We start from the raw sequence: 13,646 nt of genomic DNA, 5'->3' as shown, positions 1-13,646 counted from the left end.
GGTCGGTCCTGACGCCGAGACCACAAGTTTCGATGCAGGAACGAGTAGTGAACATGACCCCCAGCAATGATGATCAGACCGACAATCAGGGGATAGTCGCCAAGGTCTCCGAAGCTACGGAGGTCGTGGCGGAGGCGAGTGATCTCGTCGCCAGTGTCGTGACCACAGCAGCATCGGACATCGGCAGTTACATCCGTTCGCAACGCGAGGCCGCGCAGGTGTCCATGCGGCAACTCGCGTCGAGGGCGGGGGTGAGCAATCCGTATTTGAGTCAGATCGAACGCGGGCTTCGTAAACCCTCCGCCGACGTGCTCGCGCAGATCGCCAAGGGTCTGCGTGTGTCCTCGGAAGCTCTATACGTACGGGCCGGGTTCTTGGAAGAACGTCCACACGGTCCGGTTCGAGACACGCTGCTCGGCGACACCGAGATCACCGAACGGCAAAAGCACGTGCTGATCGAAATCTACGACTCGTTTCGTCGTGAGAACGAACAAGCGCGTAAAGCGAGCGACGCAGCGTCGTCGCCGCCCGAACCCGATGTGTCAACAGACCCAGAATCACCCACACAGGAGTCTTCTCATGACTGATCCCAAAAACTTCGATATTCAGACCCCGCTGTACGCCGCAGTCGGCGCAGGCGACGCAGTTGTCCAGGCTGTCGCGGACGTCGTAGCGCAGGTTCGTTCACGCGCCGAGTCCCGCAGCACCGAGGTCACCGAGCGTGTCGACACCGCACGGGCCCGGATCGCCGACCTGTCCGAAGATGTGACCGAGGGCGTAGAGGGTCTTCGTGAGCGCCTCGCTAAGTTGCCCGCCGAACTCCCTGACGAAATCGCCGACCTGCGTGAGCGTTTCACCCAGGACGAGCTGCGCAAGGTGGCAGAGGCATACCTGAAGGTTGCATCGGATCTTTACACTTCTCTCGCCGAGCGCGGCGAAGAGGCCGTCGAGCGCATCCGTCGCACACCGGCTGTCGAAGAAGGTCTCGATCGTGCGAACGCCGCAGCCAACGACGTCGTCGATCTCACCGAGCAAGCGCTGGGAACCGTTGCTTCGCAGACGCGCGCTGTCGGCGAACGCGCAGCTGCACTCGCAGGCATTGCGTCGGACAAGGTCCGCGACACCGCGGACGAACTGGCCGACGAGATCGACGAGGCCGGTGACAACGCCAAGGAAGCTGCCACCGACGCTTCGCAGAAGGTCAGCGGAACCGCTGGAAAGGTCGAGTCCAAGACCCGCGGCAACGTGGATGCTCCCTTGAAGAAGGCGGCTCCGGCGAAGAAGGCCGAGTCTGCCTCGACTCCCACGCCTGCTACCGCAGCCAAGCAGACCGCAGCGCCTGCCAAGAAGGCGCCTGCAAAGAAGTCCACTAGCTGATTTTCAACCCTGAATGCCCCCTGCATCGAGCGGTGTGGGGGGCGTTTTGCGTAGTATGGGTCTCGTGTTAGCCGTCGACAGTCTCACTTCGTGGATCCTTCTCATCCTTCGCTTCATCGCGCTCGGCGGTGCTGCCTACGCGGTGTTCCACGCCGTCAGGCAGCGGCCCGACGCCTTCACCGCGGTGGACAAGCTGACCAAGCCTGTATGGCTCGCCATCCTGATCGTGGCGTTGCTGGTCATCTTCGTTTTCGGAGCCATCAACTTCATCGGCCTGATCGGTGTGGTCGCGGTGTGCGTCTACCTGATCGACGTGCGACCGAAGGTGGACAGCATTCAGCGCGGACCGCGCTGGTAGCTGCACCACGGCGTTGCTGCAGCGGCCGGGCCGTTGGCGCACGCGTGTGACCCGTACAGATCCGATACGACGCAAAGCCCTCGGCTGCGTCGTATCGATCAGTCCTGTCACCAATATCGAAGGAGTTCGGTTCGTGGTTTCACGTAGAGCTGTAGAAGGTGCCATCCTCGGCATCGGGGGACTGGCTGCCGCGGCAGGAATCGGTGTCTACCTCGTGCGGCGACGGGCTCGCACTTCGATCACAAGGACCACCGACACTGCCCCGGACGCATTACTTCGGACGCCGACGTTCGTTCCCCGCATCGTCCCTGTCGTCACCGATGACGGTGCAGAACTTCACGTCCGTGTGTACGGCGACCCGGATGCTCCACCGATCGTGTTCAGTCACGGGTGGACATGTTCGGCGGACTACTGGATCCCGCAGATCAACGCGTTCGCCGAGAACTACTCGGTCATCGTGTACGACCAACGCGGCCACGGTCGCAGCGACGTCGGTACCAGGTTGCTCGGACCCGACGTTCTGGCCGACGACCTCGCCGGCGTCCTGGCCGCTACCGTCACCGAGGACAACAAGGCCGTTCTGGTCGGGCACAGTATGGGCGGCATGTCGATCATGGCGTGGGCCGGCCGCTACCCGAAACAGGTCGACCGACTCGTCAGTGCGGTACTCCTTGCAAGCACTGCCACCGACAGCCTCGTTCGCGAGACAACGGTCATTCCACTTCCGGAGCGTTTTCGTCGAGTCCCGTTGCCACTGTCGCGCGCGGTACTCGGGTCGGCCGTGCCACTTCGGCCGTCACCGGTGATGAGACAGGCCATCAAGTACGTCTCGATGGCCCCGGGTGCGACACCTGCCGAGGTCGCGTTCTGCGAAAAAATCGTGCTCGAGTGCCAACCTCGGACGCGGGGGATCTGGGGAGCTGCGCTGACCGAGCTCGACATTCACGAAGCGTTGGCCAACATGAGCGTGCCGACGAGTGTGCTGGTCGGTACCGCGGATCGGCTGACTCCACCGGTGCAGGCGCGCAAGCTTGCGCGGGCGTTGGAGAGCCACGATCACCTCAGCAGGCTTATCGAGATACCGCGGATCGGGCATATGAGCTCCGTCGAGGCGATCGACGAGTTCAACGAAGAGGTCTTGCGCCTGCGGCTTCTCTGATGACTCCGGGGCCTCAGCTGAAGACGACGGTCTTCTTGCCGTGAACGAGGACTCGGTCCTCGAGGTGCCAGCGCAGTCCGCGGGACAGAACCAGTTTTTCGATGTCGCGGCCTTGCCGGACCATGTCCGCGACCTCGTCGGAGTGGTCGACGCGGATGACGTCCTGCTCCAGGATCGGGCCTGCGTCGAGTTCGGCTGTCACGTAGTGACACGTTGCCCCGATCAGCTTCACGCCGCGGGCGAATGCCTGATGATACGGACGCGCGCCGACGAACGACGGCAGGAAGCTGTGATGGATGTTGAGGGCGCGGCCCGACCAATGGGCGCATAGCTCCTCCGGTAGCACCTGCATGAACCGGGCGAGTACGACGGCATGTGGGTCGTACGAGTCGACGAGGTCACGGACTTCGTCGAATGCAGGGCCGCGCTCAGCGGGGTCCTTGGCGAATTCGACGTGGTGGAACCGAACGCCGTGCGCGGTCGCAACCGACTCGAGAGACTTGTGATTGCCGATCACTGCGGAAATCTCGGCGGGCAGCTCGCCGCCGGCGGCGCGCCCCAGCAGGTCGTGCAGGCAGTGGGCTTCCTTGCTGACCAGAATGACGACACGCTTACGTTCGCCCGAATCATGGAGCGTCCATTCGGTTTCCGGGCCGATCTCGGCGGCGACGGCCTCGAAGCGAGCCCGTAATTCGTCGATGCTCATATCGACCGAAGACGCACGGACCGCTTGCCGAGTGAAGAACCAGTCGGTGTCGGGATCGGCGTGGTACGCGGCCTCGACGATCCATCCACCGACGTCGGCGAGGAATGTCGAGATCTTGGCGACGATGCCCGTGCGGTCGGGGCATCCGAGTGAAAGGACGTAGCGACGGTCGTCGGCGACAGCAGCGGAACTCATTTCTCGATTGTCTCAGGTGGTCCGGACCGCTGTGTCCACCAGTGTGCGCGCAGCGCGCGAGTCCTCCTCGGCCGTCGGGCTGTGGTTGGCTTGCCTCCATGTCTCTCAACCGCGCCGAACTGGCCCGCATGGTCGATCACACGCTGCTCAAACCGGAAGCGACCCGCGCAGACGTGGAGGCCCTGATTGTCGAGGGCCGCGCTCTCGGCGTGCTCGCGGTCTGCGTCTCGCCGTCGATGCTGCCCATCCACGCTGAAGGTTTGGTGACCGCCGTCGTGGCCGGATTTCCGTCCGGCAAGCATCATTCCCTCGTCAAGGGGGCGGAAGCACGACTGGCAGTCGATCAGGGCGCCCGCGAGATCGACATGGTGATCGACATAGGTGCGGCGGTCGAGGGAGATTACAACGCGGTGCTCGCCGACATTCTGACGGTTCGTGAAGCCATCGGATCTTCGGCGATCCTGAAGGTCATCATCGAATCGGCCGCACTGTCGGAGGAAGCGATCGTCGAAACCTGTGTGGCGGCGGAGAGAGCTGGCGCAAACTTCGTCAAGACGTCCACCGGCTTCCATCCCGCCGGAGGCGCGAGTGTCGAGGCGGTGAAGTTGATGGCCGCCACCGTCGGGGGCAGGCTCGGGGTGAAAGCCAGCGGCGGTATCCGGACGACCGAGGCGGCGTTGGCCATGGTCGAAGCAGGTGCAACGCGATTGGGTCTGTCCGGGACGCGAGCAGTGTTGGACGGTCTCTGAGTCCGGTTTTCTCGAAACTTCGTCGAAGTTCGGTAGCTATCGGGCCTTATCGGCTTATCCTCCGAAGATGAGTAGCGCCGACGAGATTTTTTCCGCGATTGCGGAGGAGCGTCGGGCTTTGGCTGCAACGGTGTGGGATCTCAGTTCTGAGCAGTGGGCGACTCCGTCGCTGTGCAGCGAGTGGACAGTGAAAGACGTTGTCGCGCATCTTGTCGTGCCGTTGGTTACCCCAGTCTGGAAGTTCGGGTTGACGATGGTGAGAGCGCGTGGAAATTTCCACCGCGCAAATCAACTCATGGCGAGAGGTGTCGGCCGACGGTACTCGACACGACTCCCCGAACTGCTTTCTCGGAATGCGGACAGTCGATTCACCCCACCGGGCAACGGCCCGCTGGCGCCACTCACCGACGTTGTCGTGCACGGCTACGACATCCGCCGTCCGTTGCACCTCGTGCATCGGATTACCGACGAACGTCAGGTCGCGGTACTCGACTTCATCACGAGTACACCTTCACGCGGCATCTTTCCGATCCCGGACGCCACACTGCACTGGAAGGCCACCGACCTCGACTGGACCTTCGGCAGCGGACTTACTGTTCAAGGTCCGGCGGCATCGCTGATGCTCGTTCTCACCGGCCGAACTTCGGCTCTTGCCGATGTCACCGGACCAGGCTTCGAACGTCTGGCGAATTCGGCCGAGTGACGCAGTAGTGCGGGGTCGGCTTCGACCCCGCACTCCAGGTCAGGCGATCAAGGAGCAGCCCTCGGGCGTCTGCTGGGTCTGGTCCGCCGAAACGGGCGGGAGGGTGTACTGATCTCCCTGCAAAGTGAGTTCGATGCCGGAGTCGGTGACGGTCAGCGAGGTCGGTGCCATGTCGAGTGGGTACTGCTGCAAGCTGTCCGACAGAACCCCGACGATGCTGTCCACCAGATCGGTTGGGATTCCGAGTCCCAGAATCGACGCGCCGACGGTCTGGACGTCCACGCGGCCACCTGAGACGACCGGCTTGACGGTCAGCTCCGCAAGGCCGCCGACTGCGAAGGCCAACGTGCCCGCACTTGCATCGCTTGTCACGCCGGTGACGAGCGCGCCGATGCCCTGCGACTGCAGCGTCGACGCGATCCCGGCTGTGGACCAGTCGATGTCCGCGCTCGACGAGCCGATCGTGCCGTTGCTGTCCGCGCTCTGCTGAAGGTTCACGTCGTTGACCTCGGCGTGCACTGTCATGCCTTCGGCAGGCCCGAACCGTGCGTCGTCGCTGTCCAGGGTCACCGAGGAGACCTGCTTGTCGATCAGCGAGACCAGTATCGGCTTCCAGCCGAGGCCGACATCGACCTGACTGCCGATCTCACTTTCGAGCTGGCCTGCCAGGCAGGACTTGATCTGCTGACGGAAGAACAGTTCTCCGCCGAGCAGCGCCGCGACCACCAGGACGGCAACGAGCACCAAGATCAAGGGAGTTTTGCTTCGTGTCATTCGGAGCAGTCTTCCCGAAGAATCTGAAAGAGCTCTGTGAATCCGGCCGATGCGGCGAGTCGGAGGACATGGAAGTGAAACGTCGACGCAATCCGCCGCGCATTTTTGTGATCTGCAACACACCTTCACGTACTGTCTAGTGCATGAGCACGATAGAAGGAAGCGCCGCCGAACTCCGTCGTCTCGCGGCGAGTCAGGACGGATATTTCACCACCGAACAGGCCGAAGGTCTCGGGTTCGGTCGCTCGGCGCTCCACGCCAACTTCGTCGCCGGTGATTGGATGCGAGTCGAGCGCAACCTCTGTCGGCTAAGCGATTGGCCGCGAAGCGACCTCGAACAGTTCGCAATGTGGTGCGCGTGGTTCGGCGGCGATGCCGTCATCTCGCATCAGAGTGCGGCGGAACTACACGGATTCGGTCACCTGCATCCGCAGTTCGTACACGTATCCGCGTTCACCGATCTTCGTCTCACCGACACCCGCCTGGCCGTTCATCGGCTCCAACTCGCACCTCACGACTTCGAGTCGACGGGCACCTTCAGGCTCACGACGCCGATCCGCACGGTCCTCGACCTTGCGGGAGGCGGAATTTCCCAGATAACCCTCGACGAGGTCGTCGGTGACGCTGTTGCCATCGGTCGCGTCGACGCAGGAGCGTTGTATCAGGAAGCTACTGCTGGATCCGACCGTGTCTCCGAGCGCATCGAATTGGCTCTCTCCGCCTGTATCTAGGTGTTGGGCCGCACGAGGTCCCACGGCACCGTAAGAACGTTGTCCCGCATCCGTCGACGGGGAGGCACCGTCGGTACTCCATTGACGGCGAGCTGTCTCAGCGCGGCGTGCCACCGCACCCGCGGTCCGAACGGTGCCAACGGCGCAGCCGTCGACCAGGCGCGGTCTGCGGCCTGGAGTAATCGGTGAATGGGTTCGCCTGGGATATTGCGGTGAATGAGCACTTTGGGTAACCGCTCGGCGATATCCGAGGGCATGGCCACGGTGAACGGATCCCATGCGAGGGTCAACGAGATCGGTCCGTGAGCGTCGAGCAGGACCCATGCACAGCGTCGGCCCAGCTCGTCGCAGGTGCCGTCGACGAGCAGTCCGCCGGGCGCGAGTCCGGACAGAATGCGTGACCAGGCTTCGGGCACAGCTTCTTCGGGATACTGCCGAAGCACGTTGAATGCGCGAACGAGGTTAGGACGGAGCCCTGCCATTTCGAAGCCGCCGCGGGCGAAATTCACCCCCTCGACCGAGTCCACCACGCGAGCGGGATCGATTTCGAGTCCGGTGACGCGCAGATCGGGCCGGATCGTGCGTAAGCGACGGGCCATTTCCAGAGTGGTGTCCGGTCGAGCTCCGTAGCCGAGATCGACGACGAGCGGATCGGTTGCCTCGACGAGCGTGTGCCGCACGGCCGCGCTGTGGGTGAGCCACCGATCGCTGCGACGGAGTCGGTTGATTCCGGTAGTCCCTCTGGTTATGACGCCTTCAGGAGTGGAGCCTGCGGAACGACCCGGGTGAGCAGGAGTGGAGCCTGCGGAACGACCCGGGTGAGCAGGAGTGGAGCCTGCGGAACGACCATGAAAAGCAGGAGTGGAGCCTGCGGAACGGCTGTGGTGGTCAGGAGTTCTGCGCAAGCCAGTCGGCTGTCACTTCGCCTTCACCGCGCCACAGGTCGATGAGGTTGACCAGCATGAGCTGCTCGAGTTTGCTACCGATGAACGGCAGGAAGACTTTGGCTTCCGAGGAGGTTCGAAGGGTGGATCCGGCTTCGGTTGCGAACAGTGAGGTGGAACCTTTCAGGCTGCCGGGGCCGGCCGGGATGGAGGCATCGTATTTGCCCGATGTGGTTTCGCCGAATGGATCGAAGTGCACGTTTCGGGTGATGATCATGTCCTTTTTGAGGACTGTCTGCGCGATGTCCGGCAGTTCGGTCCGCGGAATGATGTGGTGCATCACGATGTCGATTCCCCCGTCTCCGACCTCGAAGCTTTTCAGCTCGTTGTGGGAGTACTTCTTCATCTCCTCGATACGAGCGTCCCAGTGATCGCGGCTGGACAACGCGGCGTACACCTGCTCGGTGGAGTGGGTGAACCGGGCTGAGTAGTTCATGCGGCGAGCCATAGTGCAACAGGGTACCGGCTTCGTCGGCGGGCCTGGCCAGGGTGCCTACCCGCCGGTATGTCCGGTCAGCTCAGGTTTTCGGCGATCCATTTCGCGGTGAATCCGTGCTCGTTGTCGATGAGCGAGAGAACTTGCTCGCTGATCATGGCTTCGATCTTTCCGCCGAAGATCGGAACCTTCACCTCTGTGGTGCCGGACAACGACATGGTCGACGCCTCGGCGTTTCCTTCGAGCAGTGTGGTTCCGGAGACTGCGGCGGGAGCCCCCTCGACCGTGGCACCGAATTTGCCTTCGGCGCGGTTTCCGCCGATCGGGCCCCAGGATTCGGTGCGCTCGATGACGAGCGGGCCCTTCTTGAATGCGGTGACGGCAGCGGGCAGTTCCTCTTCCGGGATGGATTGGGACATGACGACGCTGATCGTCCCGTTGATCGCATGCACGCTGACCAGGCGTGCGCTGGGGCCGCCGATCTCCTCGATACGGTCTTTCCAGTACTGCTCGGACACGAGCGCGGCGTGCACCTTGTCGACGGGTGCGGGAACGGACGCGCTGTGCGCGATGGGGCGAGGCATACGCGGAGATTACCGGGTGGCTCGGACGTACATGTGAGACCGGTACCCTGGGTTCCCGTGCCTACCGCAATTTCCGAGCTCACCACGATGCGTGTCGGCGGCCCGGCTCGTGAGTTCGCCGTCGCCGCCAGCAGTGACGAGCTTGTCTCCCTGGTCCAGGATGCCGATGCGTCGGGGACGCCTGTGCTGCTCGTCGGTGGAGGATCGAACCTCGTTGTCGGTGACGACGGGTTCGACGGACTGGTCGTCAAGGTCGAGACGTCGGGGACGCGAATCGACGGCGAGTCGCTCTGGGTCGCTGCAGGGACGTCGTGGGATTCGGTGGTGGCCGCCTCGCTGGACGAGGGATTGGCCGGACTCGAAGCGCTCTCGGGGATCCCCGGTCTTTCCGGTGCGACGCCCGTGCAGAACGTCGGCGCGTACGGCACGGTGACGTCGGACGTGTTGGCGAGCTTGACCGTCTACGACCGCGAGACCGGTGAGAGAGCAACCTGGTCGCCGGATCGGTGTGGGTTCGGATTGCATCGCCAATCGGTGTTCAAGCACTCGAGCAGGTACGTCATTCTCGATACCACGATGAAGCTTCGTCGGTCCGAATCCTCGGATCCGGTCCGGTATGCGGGGCTCGCCGACCGACTCGGGGTGAGCATCGGCGACACGGTCGCAGCCAAGGAAGTCCGTGAAGCAGTGTTGGATCTGCGCGGGCAGAAGGGCATGGTCCTCGACGCCGAGGACCACGACACCTGGAGTGTCGGATCATTTTTTCTCAACCCGGTGCTGACCGAGGTTCCGGCCAAGGCAGCGCGCGCTCCGCAGTACCCCGACCCGTCGGGTATCAAGGTGCACGCTGCATGGCTCATCCAGAACGCAGGCTTCGCGCACGGGTACGGCCGTGAATTCGGTGCAGGGACCGTCTCGCTGTCGACCAAACACGTGCTGGCCGTCACCAACCGGGGCGGTGCACGCACTGCGGATGTCATGGCGTTCGCATCACATATTCGCGACGGAGTCGAAGCCGAGTTCGGCATCACCCTCGTCCCCGAATGCGATTTGGTCGGTTGCTCGCTGAACTGACCTGTTCACTCGGCCTACCATCGAAGCAGTTACATGGGAGTTCTGATCCACGGCAGCTGCGGGAGTGCAGGCTGTGGGTACCACGCATGAAAGAGGAGTAATTCTTTGCAGGTCACAAGCGTCGGGCATGCCGGATTTCATATTCAGACCGATGCCGGCAGCATTCTGTGCGATCCGTGGGTGAACCCCGCCTACTTCACCTCGTGGTTCCCTTTCCCCGACAACTCGCAGCTGGACTGGGACGTTCTCGGCGACTGTGACTACCTCTACGTCTCGCATCTGCACAAGGATCACTTCGACCCGAAGAACCTGGCCGAGCACGTCAACAAGGACACGACCGTGCTGTTGCCGGACTACCCGGTCCCGGACCTTCGGCACGAACTCGAGAAGCTCGGTTTCCATAAATTCTTCGAGACCACGACGTCGGTGAAGCACACGGTGTCCGGCCCCAAGGGCGACCTGGACATCATGATCATCGCGCTCCGCGCACCCGCGGACGGCCCCATCGGTGACTCGGGACTCGTGGTGTCCGACGGCAAGACCGTCGCGTTCAACATGAACGACGCGCGGCCGGTCGACCTCGATGTCCTCACCGAGCAGTTCGGGCACGTGGACGTGCACATGCTGCAGTACTCCGGCGCAATCTGGTACCCGATGGTCTACGACATGGTCGAGCGCGCGAAGCGAACGTTCGGTGAACAGAAGCGTCAGCGTCAGATGGACCGTGCGCGTCAGTACATCGAGCAGATCGACGCCACCTGGGTCATCCCGTCCGCTGGGCCCCCGTGCTTTCTCGACGACGAGTTGCGGTTCCTCAACGACGTCTACGAAGATCCGTCGAACATCTTCCCGGACCAGATGGTCTTCCTCGACCAGATGCGTCGCAACGGCCACGACAAGGGTTTGTTGATGATGCCGGGAACCACCTCGACCTTCGACGGCAGTGAGTTGCTCGCGCATGAGCATCCGATTCCGGTCGACGAGGTCGAGGCGATCTTCACCACCGGAAAGGCCGACTACATCGAGGCGTATGCCCAGCGTCAAGCCGGGGTCATCGCCGCCGAGAAAGCTGCCTGGGCTCCGGCTGAGGGTGAGCTGTTGCTCGAGCCGCTTCGCGCCTTGTTCGAACCGATCATGATTCAGTCCGATCAGATCTGCGATGGCATCGGCTACCCGGTTGCGATGATGCTCGGCGAGGAAACCGTCGTACTCGATTTTCCGAAACGGATCGTGCGTGAGCCGATCGTGAAGGAACGGTTCCGCTACAGCTTCACCATCGCGCCCGAACTGGTTCGCACAGCCGTGCGTGACGAGGAGCCCGATTGGGTCAACTCGATTTTCCTGTCCACACGCTTCCGGGCTCGCCGAGTCGGCGGATACAACGAGTTTCTGTACACATTCTTCAAATGCTTGACGGACGAGCGTATTGCGTACGCGGACGGTTGGTTCGCCGAAGCACACGACGACACCGCGACCATCGTCAAGGACGGCTACGAGATCCAGCGTCGGTGCCCGCACTTGAAGGCAGATCTGTCGAAGTTCGGAATCGTCGAGGGCAACAAGCTGACCTGCAATTTGCACGGGTGGGACTGGAACCTCGACACCGGACGCTGCCTGACATCGAATGGGCACGAGCTGAGGACGAGAAAGCTCGACTGACGGTTCGGGCCGAAGTGAATTCGATGTGAATCTGGCCGCACCGGCGGCTCGGATAGGTCGGACCGCGATTTCCGCGGGTACGTTGGAAAGCGTGCATACGCAGGTAGAACGGACAAATCGAACGCGATTGCTGTGGTTGATCACGGTTTTCGCAGCATTGGCGGCATTGGTTTCGGGCTGCACCATAGGCGGTAACGACGCGGGCTCCTCCAACGGAGCGCCGGCAGCCGAGGCGGCTCCCGTCGCCGAAGTATCCTCGACTCCCGCCGACGGTGCCGAGGACGTCAGTCCTATCGCGCCGATTTCGGTGTCGGTGAAGAACGGGACGCTGGGCGAGGTCACGCTCACCAACGAAGACGGCAAAGTAGTTCAAGGTGTCCTTGCGCCGGACAAGACGTCCTATGCCGTCACCGAGCCGCTCGGATACGGCATCACCTACAGCTGGGCGGGCACTGCCGTCGGCACCGACGATAAGTCCGTCGCCGTCGAGGCAGGCTTCACCACGGTCGAGCCCGACAGTCGTACTTCGGTCAGCACCAACATCGGTGACGGCCAAGAGGTGGGCATCGCGGCGCCGGTCATTCTGCAGTTCGATTCGGCGATCGAGAACAAGGCCGCGGTCGAGAAGGCATTGACGGTCACGACCAACCCGCCGACGCCCGGTGCCTGGGCCTGGTTCCCCGATGACAACGGCTCGCGCGTGCACTGGCGTCCGACGAACTACTGGGCGCCCGGCACCGCCGTATCGGTCGAGGCAAAACTGTACGGCTTGGATTACGGCGACGGCGCGTACGGCGCCGACGATGTGTCCATCGACTTCACTGTCGGGCGCAGTCAGGTGGTGAAAGCCGATGCCGCCAGTCACCGCATGCAGGTCGTCCGTGACGGTGAGACCATCATGGACATTCCCGTCAGCTACGGCGAGGGCGACGAAGAACGCAATGTGACGCGCAGCGGTATCCATGTGGTGACCGAGAAGCACGAGGACTTTCTCATGTCGAATCCGCCGTTCTACGAGAACGTGCGCGAACGCTGGGCAGTGCGGATTTCCAACAACGGCGAGTTCATTCACGCCAACCCGCTGACCACTGGAGTTCAGGGCGCATCCAACGTCACCAACGGCTGCATCAACCTCTCGGACGCCGATGCTCAGCAATACTTCGCTACGGCGATGTACGGCGACCCGGTGGAGGTCACGGGTACGCGCATCGACCTCTCCGCCGCGGACGGAGACCTGTACGACTGGGCTATCGACTGGCCGACGTGGCAGTCGATGTCCGAATTGCCCGTCGGAGCAGCAGTTCCGGCGCCGGTCCCGGCAAGCTAGCTACCGGGCCCGGCTAGGGAGGGCTACGTGCGTGAAAAGCGTCCAGGACCCGCTTGATCACGGGGTTTGATGATGATCTGGTCCAGATTCACATGAGACGGACGCGACGCCACGAAGCCGATCACCTCGGCGATGTCCTGCGCAACGAGCGGGGTGATTCCCTGGTACACCGCGTCGGCCTTGGCCTCGTCACCATCGAATCGCACCAGCGAAAACTCGGTCTCGACCGCACCCGGTGCGACCTCGGTCAGGCGGACGGGTTGGCCCAGCAGTTCGCCGCGCAGCGTGCGATGCAGGACCGCCTGTGCGTGCTTGGCCGAGGTGTATCCCGATCCGTTGTCGTACGCCTCGAAGGCCGCAACCGAGGTGATGGTCACCACGAGTCCGTCGCCGGATTCGATCAACTTGGGCAGTAGCGCCTTGGTGATGCGCAGGGTCCCCAGAACGTTGGTCTCCCACATCCAGCGCCAGTCCTCGAGGTCGGCATCGATGACAGGTGCCAGACCTTTGGCGCCGCCGGCATTGTTGATCAGCACGTGAACCCTGGGGATGACTGCGGTGAACGCGGCCACCGAATCCTCGTCTGTCACATCGAGTTCCAGTGCGGTGCCGCCGATTTCGTCGGCAACCGCTTCGAGTCGGTCGAGGCGACGTGCCCCAATGACGACGTGGTATCCCTGGGCGGCGAGTTGGCGAGCAGTGGCTTCGCCGATTCCCGAGCTTGCGCCGGTGACGACGGCGATGCGAGCGTCGGGCGAAATGTGTTCGGACAATGTCATGCATCGATTCTAGACGCCGATTTCGCCTGCATACGGGACCCGGGATTGGTGAAGTGGCCGTGCAGTGCTAATTTTGCCCACATGTCCGCAA

The 13,646-nt window shown here is 62.8% G+C and carries 16 protein-coding genes; 10 read left to right on the top strand and 6 right to left on the bottom strand.

The genetic code is table 11. From position 1 onward, the window contains the following. The first annotated feature begins 53 nt into the window (after nucleotides 1-53). From BJD99_RS07970 to BJD99_RS07955, 4 genes are all read left to right on the top strand, one after another. The gene (locus BJD99_RS07970) at nucleotides 54-587 is read left to right on the top strand and encodes a helix-turn-helix domain-containing protein (RefSeq protein WP_179142236.1); all 534 of its coding nucleotides are present in this window, start codon (nucleotides 54-56) and stop codon (nucleotides 585-587) included. Then, nucleotides 580-1,377: a heparin-binding hemagglutinin gene (locus BJD99_RS07965; RefSeq protein ID WP_084346236.1), complete on the top strand. Its 798-nt coding sequence runs from the start codon at nucleotides 580-582 to the stop codon at nucleotides 1,375-1,377. The genes BJD99_RS07970 and BJD99_RS07965 overlap by 8 nt, the downstream gene beginning before the upstream one ends. 55 nt (nucleotides 1,378-1,432) lie before the next feature. Further along, nucleotides 1,433-1,735 (top strand): DUF2516 family protein, encoded by a 303-nt coding sequence (locus tag BJD99_RS07960; protein ID WP_084346235.1) that lies wholly within the window; start codon nucleotides 1,433-1,435, stop codon nucleotides 1,733-1,735. Between the two features lie 133 nt (nucleotides 1,736-1,868). Next, complete coding sequence (locus BJD99_RS07955) at nucleotides 1,869-2,894, top strand: alpha/beta fold hydrolase (protein WP_084346399.1); 1,026 nt, start codon at nucleotides 1,869-1,871, stop codon at nucleotides 2,892-2,894. 13 nt (nucleotides 2,895-2,907) lie between these two features. On the opposite strand, the gene purU is transcribed toward BJD99_RS07955, so the two are convergent. Beyond that, the gene (gene purU, locus BJD99_RS07950; RefSeq protein ID WP_084346234.1) at nucleotides 2,908-3,795 is read right to left on the bottom strand and encodes a formyltetrahydrofolate deformylase; all 888 of its coding nucleotides are present in this window, start codon (nucleotides 3,793-3,795) and stop codon (nucleotides 2,908-2,910) included. A gap of 98 nt (nucleotides 3,796-3,893) precedes the next feature. On the opposite strand from purU, the gene deoC reads away from it, so the two are divergent. Next, nucleotides 3,894-4,544, top strand: a complete 651-nt coding sequence (gene deoC, locus BJD99_RS07945; protein ID WP_084346233.1) for a deoxyribose-phosphate aldolase — start codon at nucleotides 3,894-3,896, stop codon at nucleotides 4,542-4,544. 67 nt (nucleotides 4,545-4,611) lie between these two features. Beyond that, complete coding sequence (locus BJD99_RS07940) at nucleotides 4,612-5,247, top strand: maleylpyruvate isomerase family mycothiol-dependent enzyme (protein WP_084346232.1); 636 nt, start codon at nucleotides 4,612-4,614, stop codon at nucleotides 5,245-5,247. Nucleotides 5,248-5,286: 39 nt separating this feature from the next. Here the strand turns inward: BJD99_RS07940 and BJD99_RS07935 are convergent, their stop codons facing one another. Then, nucleotides 5,287-6,021 carry a DUF2993 domain-containing protein gene (locus BJD99_RS07935; protein ID WP_179142235.1) on the bottom strand — a complete coding sequence of 245 codons (735 nt, stop codon included), beginning with the start codon at nucleotides 6,019-6,021 and terminating at the stop codon, nucleotides 5,287-5,289. Between the two features lie 143 nt (nucleotides 6,022-6,164). Here BJD99_RS07935 and BJD99_RS07930 point away from each other — a divergent pair, with 143 nt between their 5' ends. Next, a complete protein-coding gene (locus tag BJD99_RS07930; protein WP_084346230.1) occupies nucleotides 6,165-6,752 on the top strand; it encodes a hypothetical protein in 588 nt (195 codons plus the stop codon). Here the strand turns inward: BJD99_RS07930 and BJD99_RS07925 are convergent. From BJD99_RS07925 to BJD99_RS07915, 3 genes are all read right to left on the bottom strand, one after another. Further along, a complete protein-coding gene (locus BJD99_RS07925; protein WP_179142258.1) occupies nucleotides 6,749-7,501 on the bottom strand; it encodes a class I SAM-dependent methyltransferase in 753 nt (250 codons plus the stop codon). The two genes, BJD99_RS07930 and BJD99_RS07925, sit on opposite strands and share 4 nt — an antisense overlap. 139 nt (nucleotides 7,502-7,640) lie before the next feature. Further along, on the bottom strand, nucleotides 7,641-8,144 hold the full coding sequence (locus BJD99_RS07920; protein ID WP_084346229.1) for a DUF2505 domain-containing protein: 504 nt from the start codon (nucleotides 8,142-8,144) through the stop codon (nucleotides 7,641-7,643). 65 nt (nucleotides 8,145-8,209) lie between these two features. Next, complete coding sequence (locus BJD99_RS07915; protein ID WP_084346228.1) at nucleotides 8,210-8,716, bottom strand: DUF2505 domain-containing protein; 507 nt, start codon at nucleotides 8,714-8,716, stop codon at nucleotides 8,210-8,212. Between the two features lie 57 nt (nucleotides 8,717-8,773). Between BJD99_RS07915 and BJD99_RS07910 the strand changes: the two genes are divergently transcribed. The 3 genes from BJD99_RS07910 to BJD99_RS07900 all read left to right on the top strand — a co-directional run bounded on the left by BJD99_RS07910 (nucleotide 8,774) and on the right by BJD99_RS07900 (nucleotide 12,776). After that, nucleotides 8,774-9,790 (top strand): UDP-N-acetylmuramate dehydrogenase, encoded by a 1,017-nt coding sequence (locus tag BJD99_RS07910; protein WP_084346227.1) that lies wholly within the window; start codon nucleotides 8,774-8,776, stop codon nucleotides 9,788-9,790. A 105-nt stretch (nucleotides 9,791-9,895) separates the two neighbouring features. Beyond that, nucleotides 9,896-11,449 carry an MBL fold metallo-hydrolase gene (locus tag BJD99_RS07905; protein WP_084346226.1) on the top strand — a complete coding sequence of 518 codons (1,554 nt, stop codon included), beginning with the start codon at nucleotides 9,896-9,898 and terminating at the stop codon, nucleotides 11,447-11,449. Between the two features lie 91 nt (nucleotides 11,450-11,540). Beyond that, nucleotides 11,541-12,776, top strand: coding sequence for an Ig-like domain-containing protein (locus BJD99_RS07900; RefSeq protein ID WP_256895546.1), 1,236 nt, complete (start codon nucleotides 11,541-11,543; stop codon nucleotides 12,774-12,776). 23 nt (nucleotides 12,777-12,799) lie between these two features. Here BJD99_RS07900 and BJD99_RS07895 read toward each other — a convergent pair whose 3' ends face one another. Further along, nucleotides 12,800-13,555, bottom strand: coding sequence for an SDR family NAD(P)-dependent oxidoreductase (locus BJD99_RS07895; protein ID WP_084346225.1), 756 nt, complete (start codon nucleotides 13,553-13,555; stop codon nucleotides 12,800-12,802). Between the last annotated feature and the right edge of the window lie 91 nt (nucleotides 13,556-13,646).

The organism is Rhodococcus sp. 1163 (assembly GCF_002091985.1).
In the GTDB taxonomy this organism is placed as follows: Bacteria; Actinomycetota; Actinomycetes; order Mycobacteriales; family Mycobacteriaceae; genus Rhodococcoides.
The sequence above is the reverse complement of the archived record's forward strand: the minus strand, read 5'-3'. Positions and strand labels throughout refer to the sequence as shown.

What these genes read in the sequence shown, in the direction of transcription:
- BJD99_RS07915 (WP_084346228.1), bottom strand. Translation starts at nt 8,716, where the DNA reads ATGCCTCGCCCCATCGCGCACAGCGCGTCCGTTCCCGCACCCGTCGAC.
- BJD99_RS07965 (WP_084346236.1), top strand. Translation starts at nt 580, where the DNA reads ATGACTGATCCCAAAAACTTCGATATTCAGACCCCGCTGTACGCCGCA.
- BJD99_RS07970 (WP_179142236.1), top strand. Translation starts at nt 54, where the DNA reads ATGACCCCCAGCAATGATGATCAGACCGACAATCAGGGGATAGTCGCC.
- BJD99_RS07960 (WP_084346235.1), top strand. Translation starts at nt 1,433, where the DNA reads ATGGGTCTCGTGTTAGCCGTCGACAGTCTCACTTCGTGGATCCTTCTC.
- BJD99_RS07895 (WP_084346225.1), bottom strand. Translation starts at nt 13,555, where the DNA reads ATGACATTGTCCGAACACATTTCGCCCGACGCTCGCATCGCCGTCGTC.
- BJD99_RS07935 (WP_179142235.1), bottom strand. Translation starts at nt 6,021, where the DNA reads ATGACACGAAGCAAAACTCCCTTGATCTTGGTGCTCGTTGCCGTCCTG.
- BJD99_RS07930 (WP_084346230.1), top strand. Translation starts at nt 6,165, where the DNA reads ATGAGCACGATAGAAGGAAGCGCCGCCGAACTCCGTCGTCTCGCGGCG.
- purU (WP_084346234.1), bottom strand. Translation starts at nt 3,795, where the DNA reads ATGAGTTCCGCTGCTGTCGCCGACGACCGTCGCTACGTCCTTTCACTC.
- BJD99_RS07920 (WP_084346229.1), bottom strand. Translation starts at nt 8,144, where the DNA reads ATGGCTCGCCGCATGAACTACTCAGCCCGGTTCACCCACTCCACCGAG.
- BJD99_RS07940 (WP_084346232.1), top strand. Translation starts at nt 4,612, where the DNA reads ATGAGTAGCGCCGACGAGATTTTTTCCGCGATTGCGGAGGAGCGTCGG.
- deoC (WP_084346233.1), top strand. Translation starts at nt 3,894, where the DNA reads ATGTCTCTCAACCGCGCCGAACTGGCCCGCATGGTCGATCACACGCTG.